Source organism: Caballeronia sp. LZ029 (assembly GCF_031451275.1).
GTDB lineage: Bacteria > Pseudomonadota > Gammaproteobacteria > Burkholderiales > Burkholderiaceae > Caballeronia > Caballeronia jiangsuensis.
This window is the reverse complement of sequence record NZ_JARUXO010000111.1, coordinates 1-11,754: the sequence shown is the minus strand read 5'-3', so window position 1 is coordinate 11,754 and position 11,754 is coordinate 1. Positions and strand designations below refer to the sequence as shown.

The 11,754-nt window shown below is 61.3% G+C and carries 9 protein-coding genes; 8 read left to right on the top strand and 1 reads right to left on the bottom strand.

What is annotated here, in order from left to right:
• The first annotated feature begins 222 nt into the window (after positions 1 to 222).
• From QCE73_RS38950 to QCE73_RS38920, 7 genes are all read left to right on the top strand, one after another.
• Positions 223 to 1,419, top strand: a complete 1,197-nt coding sequence (locus QCE73_RS38950; protein ID WP_404989887.1) for an IS110 family transposase — start codon at positions 223 to 225, stop codon at positions 1,417 to 1,419.
• Between the two features lie 542 nt (positions 1,420 to 1,961).
• Positions 1,962 to 3,212 (top strand): ribulose-bisphosphate carboxylase large subunit family protein, encoded by a 1,251-nt coding sequence (locus QCE73_RS38945; protein WP_233391213.1) that lies wholly within the window; start codon positions 1,962 to 1,964, stop codon positions 3,210 to 3,212.
• Positions 3,213 to 3,217: 5 nt separating this feature from the next.
• Entirely contained in the window at positions 3,218 to 4,609 is a 1,392-nt protein-coding gene (locus QCE73_RS38940) for a four-carbon acid sugar kinase family protein (protein ID WP_309886127.1), read from the top strand.
• A gap of 70 nt (positions 4,610 to 4,679) precedes the next feature.
• Positions 4,680 to 5,462 (top strand): phytanoyl-CoA dioxygenase family protein, encoded by a 783-nt coding sequence (locus QCE73_RS38935; protein ID WP_233391218.1) that lies wholly within the window; start codon positions 4,680 to 4,682, stop codon positions 5,460 to 5,462.
• Between the two features lie 62 nt (positions 5,463 to 5,524).
• Positions 5,525 to 6,571: a TRAP transporter substrate-binding protein gene (locus QCE73_RS38930; RefSeq protein WP_233391222.1), complete on the top strand. Its 1,047-nt coding sequence runs from the start codon at positions 5,525 to 5,527 to the stop codon at positions 6,569 to 6,571.
• A gap of 48 nt (positions 6,572 to 6,619) precedes the next feature.
• Positions 6,620 to 8,491: a TRAP transporter large permease subunit gene (locus QCE73_RS38925; RefSeq protein WP_375294321.1), complete on the top strand. Its 1,872-nt coding sequence runs from the start codon at positions 6,620 to 6,622 to the stop codon at positions 8,489 to 8,491.
• Positions 8,492 to 8,524: 33 nt separating this feature from the next.
• A complete protein-coding gene (locus QCE73_RS38920; RefSeq protein ID WP_309886121.1) occupies positions 8,525 to 9,412 on the top strand; it encodes a MurR/RpiR family transcriptional regulator in 888 nt (295 codons plus the stop codon).
• Between the two features lie 321 nt (positions 9,413 to 9,733).
• Here QCE73_RS38920 and QCE73_RS38915 read toward each other — a convergent pair whose 3' ends face one another.
• Complete coding sequence (locus QCE73_RS38915; protein WP_233391227.1) at positions 9,734 to 10,504, bottom strand: phosphatase PAP2 family protein; 771 nt, start codon at positions 10,502 to 10,504, stop codon at positions 9,734 to 9,736.
• A 496-nt stretch (positions 10,505 to 11,000) separates the two neighbouring features.
• Here QCE73_RS38915 and QCE73_RS38910 point away from each other — a divergent pair, with 496 nt between their 5' ends.
• The gene (locus tag QCE73_RS38910; RefSeq protein WP_233391230.1) at positions 11,001 to 11,627 is read left to right on the top strand and encodes a tyrosine-type recombinase/integrase; all 627 of its coding nucleotides are present in this window, start codon (positions 11,001 to 11,003) and stop codon (positions 11,625 to 11,627) included.
• Positions 11,628 to 11,754 lie beyond the last annotated feature (127 nt).

The window sequence follows — 11,754 nt, the reverse complement described above, 5'->3', positions numbered from 1 at the left end:
CCAGGTGGGCAAGAAATGCAGCCGCAAAGCCTCACTCACGATAGACCCACCGGTGTTCGGGCCCAAATTGATAAATACAACGGCTTGTTCAGCGTTGCCTTAGTAGTTGGCCGCCCCTGCGACCCGCCCGGTTACGCTGCGAGCGCGAATCCGTAGTTGTCGTGCTGTCCCACCGGCTCCCAAGGTAACGTTTCATGGGAGACAGTTATGCGAATCATTGGTCTGGATGTATCGAGATCGGTGGCCGAGGTCGCGTATCTCGAGAATGGAATACTGAAATCCGGCGGTCGCGTTGGATTAAGACGCGACGAGCTTAAGCAATTTGCCTCTCAACTCCGGCCGGATGATCATGTAGTGCTGGAGGCCACCGGTAACACTGCCGCTATTGTCAGCGTACTGCAGGCGCATGTCGGGCGAGTGATTGTCGCCAATCCCCTGCAAGTACGGCTGATCGCCGAAGCGCGAGTCAAGACGGACAAGATCGATGCAGCCATCTTGGCCCAATTGTATGCCAGCGGCTTCCTGCCGGAAGTATGGATTCCAGATGAAGCAACGCAGGCCATGCGTCGGCAGGTCTCGCGCCGCGCGCAGATCGTGCGCCAGCGGACGCGCCTGAAGAATGAAGTCCATGCGGTACTCGCCGCACACTTGATCGAAAGGTGCCCGGCAACGGACCTGTTCGGCAAGAAAGGGCGGGGGTGGCTGAGTAATCAGCTTCTGCCCACCGACGAGCGGATGGGCGCCGAGCAACGGCTACGCGAACTCGATCGGCTTGGTGAGGACCTCCGCGAAATCGAGCGCGTGCTGGCACAATCGGTCATGGAGGATGGGCGACTACGCAAGATGCTTACGATCGCCGGTATAAACACGACGGTGGCTATCGGCCTGCTGTCTGCCATTGGGGATATCGGGCGATTCCGTACGCCAGGGAAACTTGTCAGCTATTTTGGTCTCAATCCCTGTGTCTACCAGTCCGGATCGCAGCCGGCTAGGCACGGGCATATCAGCAAGCGCGGTCGCTCTTATGCGCGCGCCATGCTAGTCGAAGCGGCGTGGGCGGCGGCGCAATCGGCCGGGCCGTTGCGCGCCTTCTTCCTGCGCATAAAGGATCGACGCGGACAGCAGATTGCCGCTGTCGCTACCGCGAGTAAGATTGCGATCACGGTCTGGTACGTGCTCACACGTGATGCGGCGTTTGCGTGGGACCGTCCTGCGCTCACCGCCCACAAGCTCCGCTCGCTCGAGCTTCAGGCCGGACTGTCTTCACAGCGCGGGGGGCGCAAGGGTTCAGCCGCCGCTTATAACCTAAAGAGCGTACGGGACCAGGAACGCGCGGTCGCTGAACAGGCAGAGCGAACTTATCAGCGATTGTTTTCGCGTTGGAAACAGGCCGGCCCCAAAAATTCCCGCTCTCAATGATGGCGTCCAACTCGCAAGGGCCCGGAAAACACCAAATAAATGGCTACCGGGCTTGTCGATTTCATCCGTCGTATAACCCCGCACACGCGGGGTGGTCGTGGCTACGACCCCGGACGCCGAAGATGTCACGCCGCGCTACGAGACATGGCACTGCTCATATTGGCGACACCCTGTCCGCGAGTGCGCGACCGGGCTTCCTCGCTGGGCGGCAACCTCCTGAAGAGGTACCAAGTCGCGCGACACAACGACGGCTTGAAGCCTGCTGAGTCCACACGGCATGGCGTTCGTAGTGCAAGGGGACGAGCAGGAGTGACGCGCTCACGTTGGTTGGCGGATACGCCATCGCCGCGATCGGGGTGGCGTTAGCCAGTGCGTTGCCCGACACCTACTTTTCCTAACGCTGCATGATCGCTCGCTTGCCAGAGCTACCGCCGACTCAGGACATACCCGAAAACGACTACATCAAATTAAATTTCCTTTGACGCAACGTGAAAAATAATATTTCATATAGCCACACTTCCTAAAAACCGCTGGAGACTGCTGTGTCACATCGATTCGCTGCCCGATATTTGGTCGAAACCTCACTCGATCCGCAAGATGCCGCCGCTGAAATGGCTGGCGAGTCGTCGACGGCCACCTTTGTTGCGATTCCCGGCGAACGTGCGTCGATTGCCGAAATGCACGGCGCACGCGTCGATCAAATCGTCGACGTTGAAACGCCGTCGGCGGGTCCTATTGCCCATCCGCCGGCCGCGTCGGTGCGCCGCTGCGAGGTCAAGCTTTCGTGGCCGCTGGAGAACACCGGCGCATCACTGCCGAACATGCTCGCCACGTTTGCGGGCAACATCTTCGATGTGCAGTCGGTCAATGCACTGCGGCTCATCGACGTCGAGCTGCCCTCGGTGCTCGCCGATACGTACAGGGGTCCCCAATTCGGTGTGGAAGGTACGCGACGGCTCACGCAGATCGAGCACATGCCCATCGTCGGCACCATCGTGAAACCGAGCGTCGGACTGACGCCCGACGAAACAGCCTGCCTTGTGGAGCGGCTCGCCGATGGCGGGATCGATTTCATCAAAGATGACGAACTCATGGCGGATCCGCCGCACTGTCCGTTCGATCAGCGCGTCGACGCCGTGCTTGCCGTGCTGCGTCGCTACACTGAACGCACGGGGCGCAAGGTAATGTACGCGTTCAACATCACCGGCGAAATCGATGACATGCTGCGGCGTCACGACAAGGTCCTGGCGGCCGGCGGAAACTGCGTGATGGTCAGCCTCAACTGGATCGGCGTGTCGGCATTGGCTCACTTGCGACGGTATGCGCAACTTCCGATTCACGGGCATCGCAACGGTTTCGGCACGATGAGCCGGGCGCCGGGCTTTGGCGTCGACTTTCGCGCATGGCACAAGCTGTTCCGTATCGCCGGTGCTGACCACATCCACGTGAATGGCCTCGACAACAAGTTTTATGAGCCAAACGAATCGGTGGTGCGCTCCGCGCAGGCTTGCGCCGCGTCGGTGTTCGCCGATGGCGGCCCCGCGTGGCCCGTCATGCCGGTTTTCTCGTCGAAGCAAACAGTCTGGCAGGCACTCGACACCTATCGTGTGGCGAACTCGACGGATCTGATCTATGCATGCGGCGGTGGCATCCTTGGTCATCCTGACGGTATCGCATCGGGCGTGGAGAGCATCAAGGACGCCTGGGCGGCGGCGATCGAGGGTGTCCCGCTCGAGGACTATGCGCGCGCACGGCCCGCGCTCGCCCGTGCGCTTGGCTCTTTTGCAGCGTGAGCGCCATGCACGGCGCGTCCATTCGGCACCGACCACGCTGTGCTCCGATCGCGTTTTACGGCGACGATTTCACCGGAGCGGCGGCCAATCTGCTTGAATTTCATCGCAGAGGTCTACGGGGCATTCTATTCGTCGAGACTCCGAATTTCGAACGATTCAAGGAAGTCACCGCTGACTTGGACGTCGCAGGCGTGGCGGGTATTGCGCGATCGTTGCCGCCGCACGCGATGGCGGCCGAAATCGAGCCGGCCTTGAAGCTGTTCGAGGCGGCCGGTGCGCGAGTCATCCAGTACAAGATCTGCGCGACCTTCGATTCGTCGCCTGAGCAGGGGAGCTTCGGCACGGTGCTGGAACTGGCGCGCCAATGCCTCGGTGTCCAGAACGTGCCGATCGTTGCAGCGCATCCGGACTTCGGCCGATATACCGCATTCGGCCATCACTTTGCAACTTATCGTGGCGAAGTCTTTCGCCTCGACCGGCATCCGAGCATGGCCGCTCATCCCGCCACGCCGATGCACGAGGCCGATCTGCGAGTCCATCTTGCGCGGCAGACCTCGTTGCCGATCGGCATATGCGATTTTACGGAACTGCGTCGCGCTCCGGTGGACCGGATCGTCGCGTTGATCGACCAGCTCGATGCGAATGCGACCACCGCAAAGGCGGCCACCCTGTTCGACGCGATCGAGGCTGCCGACCTGCGGAAGATAGCGCATGCCGTCTGGTATGCATCGGCACGACGCCCTCTTTTCGCGATTGCTTCGCATGGCCTCGCGGCGGGGCTCGCCGCGCACTTAAGCGAGCAACGTCCGCAATCCGATGCTGGCGCGCCGCAACGTCCGGTGGACAGCATCGTAGTGCTGTCGGGTAGCTGCACCCCGAACACTGCGGCGCAGATTGCCTATGCCAGATCGCAAGGATGGCTGGTGCGGCGTCTCGCGCTCGCAGAGATCGCGGTACGTGGAGAAAATGAGCTCGCCGATTCGCTGGCGCTCGAGATTTGTAACGCATTGGAGCGTAAGCAAAGCGTGGTGATTTGTACAGCTGCCGGTCTCGACGACACGAGCATCGCGAGGGGAACCGAAGTGTGCGAGCAATTGGGCGCCGAGTCGTCGGCGCTCATCGGTGCACTGTATGGTGCGGTGCTGCGGCGGGTGTCGGCGAGGCGGCGTTTGCCGCGTTTCGTCGTGGCCGGCGGGGATACCTCGAGCCAGACGATGCGTCGGCTCGGCATCGACGCGCTCAGCGTGGATGCAATCAACCCGACTTCCCAGGACGCTTTCATGCGCATCCACGCCGCGGACCCAGCGCTTAATGGCGCACAGGTGCTGCTGAAAGCCGGCCAGAACGGCGACGACGATCATTTCGTGCTAGCCCGCGAGGGCCGGCATTGGCGATGACCGAAGGGCCGGCCAAGCTATTCCAGCCAATAAAACCGGGTGCGCGCACCCGCCAACAGGAGACACAGCAATGAAGCTCAGCCAGGACCAGATCAGTCAATACAACGAAGCCGGCTTTCTGGTTTTACCAGGCATCTTTTCAACCGATGAAGTGGACGTGCTGCGTCGGGAAGCCGCTGATATCACCCAGGTGCAGCGCCCCGAAATCTGGCGCGAGAAGAACGGCGCGCCGCGCACGGCGTTCGGCTGCCACAAGTACAGCGATATTTTCCGCACTCTTTCCAGCGACGCTCGCCTCGTGCAGCCCGTCGAACAATTGCTTGGCGAGTCGCTGTACATCCACCAGTTCAAGGTAAATCCGAAGGTCGCGTTCGATGGCGATACGTTTCCGTGGCATCAGGACTTCGTCACGTGGCACGAGGACGACGGCATGCCCGAGGCGCGCGCGATGAATATCGCGATCTTTCTCGACGACGTGTACCCGACCAATGGAGCGCTCATGTTCGTGCCTGGCAGTCATCAACGCGGCATGATTCCGACCACTCCGAAGGAAAACAACCGCCGCTGGATGGACTTGAAAGACGTGGAGAACGTGATTCGCTCCGGTAGCGATATCGCAGTGGCGACGGGTGGCGCGGGCAGCGTCCTGATGTTTCACGGCAATGCCGTGCACGGCTCCGCGGGCAACATGACGCCGTTGCCCCGCCGCATCGTATATGTCACGTATAGCGCGGTCACGAATGCCATTCGCAAGCCGACCCGGCCGGAGTTTATCGCGCACCGGACATTCGAGCCGGTGGTCGCCACGCCACCGGAAGCGTTCGCGGAATACGTTAGCAGCCTTCACGGCTAGCGCGGGCACGCGCGCAGCCACAAAAAACAGACAGGCGTCGTCAGCGCGCCCAGGAGACAACGATGGACCAGCACATGAAAAACCCGCGCGGCTCGAACCGCCGTATGGTGCTCAAAGCGAGCGTAGCGGCGGGCATCACGGCGGGCTTTGCTGCCATTCTGCCGCGCGGCGTCCGAGCGGCCGAGTTCAACTACAAATTCGCGACGGCGCTCGATGCGGGGCACCCGCTCAACAAGCGCGCAGGCGAAGCACTCGAGCGAATCCGGGCCGCCACGAGTGGACGAGTCGACATCAAGCTTTTCCCCGCCAACCAGCTCGGTTCCGATGCGGACACGCTTTCGCAGACTCGCAGTGGTGCGGTCGAGTTCATGACGCTCGGCCACGGCAATCTCGGCAACTATGTGAAGTCGTCTGGAATCGCCAGCACCGGCTTCGCATTCACCAACTACGAACAGGTGTGGAAGGCCATGGACGGCGCGCTCGGCGCCAAGATTCGCGACGATGTCAACCGCACCGGACGGATAGTCGCGATCGGCGGACTATGGGACAACGGTTTCCGGCAAGTCACTTCGTCCTTGCGTCCGGTGCGTTCGCCGGCGGATCTCGCCGGCCTGAAGCTTCGTGTGCCGCCTAATCCCGCCTACACGTCGCTCTTCAGTGCGCTTGGCGCGGGTCCAACGCCGCTCAACTACAACGAGCTTTACAGCGCCTTGCAAACGCACGTAGTGGACGGCCAGGAAAATCCTCTGGCGCTGATCAACTCCGGAAAGTTCTACGAAGTCCAGAAGTTCTGCAGCCTGACCAACCACATCTGGGACGGCTTCTGGACGCTCGCCAACAAAGACGCGTGGAACCGTCTGCCGCCCGACTTGCAAAAGATCGTCCAGACCGAGTTCGCTCGCTCCGTTCAGGACCAGCGAGCCGACATTGTCGCGCTGAGCAAAAGTCTTCAAGCGGACCTCTCGAAGAGGGGGCTGCAATTCTCGACGGTCGATCCGGCCGCCTTCCGCACCGCACTTGGGAAGACACGTTTCTACGCCGATACGCGTGAGAAGTACGGCAACGACTACTGGGCGTTGCTGGAGCAAGCCGTGGGTAAGCTTGGCTGAGGCGAGCCGCTTGCGAATTCAGGTACCTAAGTGAAGGCCAGGAGACCGATGATGAAGTCCCACATGACGCAAACCGCGCCCTTTCGGGCGCCCGCAGACAACCTCGCGGCGAGGATCGAGAGCGCGCTCGTCTGGGCAATAGAAGCGGCGGCCGCATTGCTCGTACTAGCGGAGGTCGTGCTGTTGTTTAGTGGTGTTGTCTCGCGCTACGCGCTGCACCGTCCGCTCGACTGGTCGGACGAACTGGCGTCGCTTCTGTTCTTATGGCTCGCCATGCTCGGATCTGTCATTGCGTTCTGGCGTGGCCACCACATGCGAATGACAGCACTGGTCGATCGGGTCAGCGCCACAACCCGCGCTTTTTTCGATGTTCTCGCGATAGCGGCGTCCCTCGGCTTCCTGCTGCTGATTCTCGCGCCCGCGTTGGGCTATGCGTATCACGAGGCTGATGTCGCGACGCCGGTGCTTGAACTCTCGTCCATGTGGCGAGCCGCAGCAATGCCCGCAGGTGCCGCGCTGATGACGTTGTCGGCAGTTCTAAAGCTTAGGCGCGTCGCCAACTGGCGCGCGACGCTGGCCGCCGTGATGATGGTCGTGGCTATTGGCGCAGTCCTGGCTATCGCTCGTCCCTTGCTTGGCCAACTGGGCAATTACAACCTGGTGATTTTCTTCGTGGGCATCGTAACGGTGACGGTGCTGGCAGGGGTTCCCATTGCGTTCGCGTTTGGTCTCGCTACCTTCAGCTATCTCGCGCTGACAACATCGATGCCGCTTACGGTAGTCGTCAGTCGGATGGATGAGGGTATGTCGCATGTCATGTTGTTGGCTGTGCCGCTCTTCGTATTTGTGGGTCACTTGATGGAAATGACCGGCATCGCGCGTGCAATGGTGGCATTCCTCGCCAATCTGCTCGGGCACGTGCGCGGTGGCCTTTCGTACGTGCTGATCGGCGCGATGTACCTGCTGTCTGGCATTTCAGGTTCGAAAGCTGCGGACATGGCCGCGGTAGCACCGGTGCTGTTTCCTGAAATGCACAAGCGCGGTTCGGATCCCGGTGATCTGACCGCATTGCTCGCAGCGACGGGGGCGCAGACGGAAACCGTCCCGCCGGGTATTGTGCTGATTACTATCGGCTCCGTAACAGGCGTCTCGATCACGGCGCTGTTCACCGGCGGCTTGCTGCCGGCAGTGATTTTGGGGCTCGCGTTATGCGTCGTAGTATGGTTTCGCAGCCGCAGCGAGACGAAGGAACAAGCGGCGCGCCCTGCCTGGAATGTAATTGGCCGCAGTCTCGTGATCGCGCTGCCCGCACTGCTACTGCCCGTCGTCATTCGCACGGCAGTAGTAGAAGGCGTGGCGACGGCGACCGAGGTGTCGACAATCGGCGTGATATATGCGGTGGTGGTCGGGCTGCTGATCTATCGACAGTTCGAATGGCGAAGACTTAAAGCAATGCTCGTCGACACCGCCGCACTCTCAGGTTCGATTCTGCTTATCATCGGCACGGCGACGGGCATGGCCTGGGCGCTAACACAGTCTGGCTTCTCGCATGACCTTGCCGACGCCATGTCGCATCTCCCTGGCGGTGCTGCGACTTTCATGGTGGTGTCAGTCGCCGCATTCGTCGTGTTGGGCAGTGTACTGGAAGGCATCCCCGCAATAGTCCTGTTCGGTCCACTGCTGTTTCCCGTTGCGCGCACGCTCGGTATCAACGAGGTACAGTACTCGATGGTCGTCGTGCTGGCTATGGGAGTCGGCCTGTTCGCGCCGCCTTTCGGAGTGGGATACTACATGGCATGCGCGATCGGCCGCGTCGAGCCCTCGCTCGCAATGCGCCGAATCTGGGGCTATCTCGCGGCACTGATTGTCGGGCTGGCAGTGGTCGCGGCAGTGCCTGCGGTGTCAACGGTCTTCCTTTGAATCCGGCCTTAACTACCAGTACAAACTCGATCCATGAACTCCGCCAACGGAACCATCGCGCTCATACGCGGGCGCCTGCCGGAACTGAACCCGGCGCTGCGGCGGATCGGTCTGCATATCGTGCGCGCGCCTGCCCAGGCGAAGTCGATGACGATCCGCGAAATGGCCGAGAAGTGTGAAGTGTCGGAAGCCACGGTAACCCGCTTTGTGAAAGAGTTCTGCTTCGACAGTTTCCAGCACATGAAGATATCGCTGGCCGAAGAACTGTCACGCCGCCGGCAGGAACTACCCGCGAGCGAGACGCGTGAAATATACGATCACATCAAGCCTGGGGATTCGCTAGATATCATCCTGCGCAAGGTGCACGGCGCGCTGCGCGAGACGCTCGACCAAACCATGGCGAAGCTGCAGCCGGAGGTCGTCGCGCGCGTCGTGCAAGCATTGAGTGAATGCGAATACGTGGTCTTCTTTGCGACCGGCACCTCAGCGCTTGCCGCAGAAAACGGCGTGGTGCGATTCTTGCGAGTCGGCAAGAAGTGCATCTTCTACCGCGATCAGAGCATCCAGCAGTTCGCATCTGTGAATTTGGACGACAAATGCGTCGTATTCGGCATCAGTAATTCCGGACGCACGAAGACCACGGTGCGCGCGCTTCAGATCGCGCGGCAACGGGGGGCTCATACGGTCTGCATCACGTCTTTCCCATCGTCGCCGATCACCCGTTACGCGGACATTTCGCTCATCACCGCGGAGCAGGCCGATGCAATTGACCGCCCCGAAGCGCCCGAGTCCACCACCGCCAAGATTGGCCAGATCGCGGTGCTCGACGTGCTCTACTCCGCCTACGCTATCCATCATCATCGGGACGCGGTAAATGTACTCGCCGAAACGGACCGCTTTGTCGAGGAAGGCAAGGTGTGAGGGGGCGTTCGAAGCCCATGCGCATTTTTTCGGCGCCGGACGGTGCTCCGGCGCTGCCCACGACCGCGTCAGACACGGTCTCGCAGCGGGAACGGGTATTCGGTGTACAGCGAATGTCACGCCACGGTCGCCAGTTGCCGTCCGGCGGGCCGAGATCGGCTTCGACTTCGCGCGCGTCAAGTAGATCTTCACTCGGCTCACGTACTCCTCCCGAGCAGGATCTTTGCTGAAGGCCGAACATACTTTCAGACCCGATCCGCGCCAAAACCAGGATGGCTGCGCCACTTGCTTTCGATTTGCGCATCGTTTCAGCTCGCAAAGTCATTCGAAATGATCCGAAAGCGCACGGGCACGTCGCCGCACGAACTCCGCGGCGCCGATGCACGCCGCCAGCCACGCGCCGCCCGACGCGAAACCGCCGATCACATCGCCGGGAAAGTGCACTCCGATCACCACGCGGCTCACACCGATCGCGAGCACGATGAAGCAGGCAAGCGCAACTATGAGCGGATCGCGGCGCGTCGGCGCAAGGCGCAGCAACACGTAGGCGCACATTCCATAGCAGACGATCGAGCCGAACGTATGCCCGCTCGGAAACGCGAAGCTTTCGGGCAGCGGCACGCCCGCGCCGGTGGGACGGTCGCGGCGCATCATCGCTTTGAGCGCCTGATTGAGCAGGCCGCCCGCGCTCGTGACCGCGGCGAAATAGACAGCGAGAGCGAAGCGACGCGTGAGCAGCAGCCACGCGCACATGAACGCGGACAGCAACGTCAGGAACCACGGATCGCCGAGATGCGTGAGCGCGGCGAAACATCGCGCGGCGAGTGCGGGAGTACCGTCGCGCAGGGCGTCGACCATGCGCTGATCCGCCGATGAAAACGCGGTGCCCCGCGCGATTCGTGCCGCGATGGCGATGAACACCGCCGCGCCCGTTGCGCTGACGATGCCCGCCGCGACCGCGACAGCCGCGGCAGAAGCGCGCCGTCCGCGCGCGGCCAGAGTCCACGCGCCGGCCACGAGCGCCGGACCGCCGAAAAGCGCGATCGCGATGATCGCGGCTACATGGCGTTGTGCGATAGCCGCGAATTCCATGATGTCCTGTGTTATCTCGATTCCGCGACGCGCTGCACGGCCTTGGCCGGCTGAGGACGCGACTGCGTTGTGAGCGGTTGTTCCCGGCCGAACGCCTGCACGCGCGCGACGGGCTCCCTTGCCGATGCGCGCCTCGTCGTCCCACATCGACTCCCTGGCGGCAGTCATGCGCGCCCGGCGTTTCGACGGTCAAGCCGAGCCCTATTCTCGCCGATGCGACCGCAACCAGATCAAGATACCCGAATACGCGAAATCGACGTGATTGGGCCATAGCCATTCGCATGCGTAAGGACGATGCGTTCGCCCGGTTCGTCCTCGACGCCCACTTCGTGCGGGTCGCAAGGACACGACGCGTCGGCGAAGCCACTAGTGAGCGGCCGCTGCACTTTGTCAAGAGACACTCGGCGTACCGAGGGTCGAACGACTGAAACGGGTCGAAGTTTGACCGTTCCGCAAAGCGCACAATCGATCTCTCTTCGTTGAAGAGGCGATTGTCATGGAAACGCTTAATTCTTCCGGCACTCGTCGGGTGCCGTGGAATAAGGGAAGGCTAACCGGCCAAAAGCCTCCGCTGAAGCTGCGGGAAATCTGGGCGATTCGAACAAGGCTGCAGATGTCGTCCAACGCTCGCGAGTTGGCGATGTTCAATCTTGCGATCGACAGTAAGCTTCGAGCGTGCGATTTGACGCGCTTGCAAGTGCAGGACGTCTACATGGGAGGTCATGTCGTAGCTCGCGCGACTTTCATGCAACAGAAAACGCACCGACCAGTGCAGTTCCAAATCACGGAGCAGACTCGTCAAAGTGTCTCTGCCTGGATTTCGGCGCGGGGATTGAAGCCCGCTGACTATTTGTTTCCCAGTCGACTGCATGCCTCAGCGCACGTGTCGACGCGCCAGTATGCGCGCATCGTTCATCGTTGGGTCGCGTCGATCGGGCTTGATGACACCGCGTACGGTACGCACACCATGCGACGAACGAAAGCGTCGTTGATCTATCGACGCACCAAGAACTTGCGCGCGGTTCAATTGCTCTTGGGTCATACAAAAATCGAAAGCACCGTGCGATACCTCGGGATCGAGGTAGACGATGCTCTCGAAATGGCTGAGCAAACCGAAGTGTGATCGCCGGTGGCCGGCGAGCGTGCGCTTGTCGGCCATGTGCAGTCGTTGGTTTCCACGGCATGAAGGACAGTCGAACGGCGGCTTTGCACCGTATAGCTGTCCGTCACCCAGCCATTGTGATCAAGAC

Bases quoted from the DNA above. Each gene is read 5' to 3' on its own strand.
- QCE73_RS38920 (WP_309886121.1), top strand. From the start codon at position 8,525: ATGAACTCCGCCAACGGAACCATCGCGCTCATACGCGGGCGCCTGCCG.
- QCE73_RS38910 (WP_233391230.1), top strand. From the start codon at position 11,001: ATGGAAACGCTTAATTCTTCCGGCACTCGTCGGGTGCCGTGGAATAAG.
- QCE73_RS38940 (WP_309886127.1), top strand. From the start codon at position 3,218: ATGCACGGCGCGTCCATTCGGCACCGACCACGCTGTGCTCCGATCGCG.
- QCE73_RS38930 (WP_233391222.1), top strand. From the start codon at position 5,525: ATGGACCAGCACATGAAAAACCCGCGCGGCTCGAACCGCCGTATGGTG.
- QCE73_RS38925 (WP_375294321.1), top strand. From the start codon at position 6,620: ATGATGAAGTCCCACATGACGCAAACCGCGCCCTTTCGGGCGCCCGCA.
- QCE73_RS38915 (WP_233391227.1), bottom strand. From the start codon at position 10,504: ATGGAATTCGCGGCTATCGCACAACGCCATGTAGCCGCGATCATCGCG.
- QCE73_RS38935 (WP_233391218.1), top strand. From the start codon at position 4,680: ATGAAGCTCAGCCAGGACCAGATCAGTCAATACAACGAAGCCGGCTTT.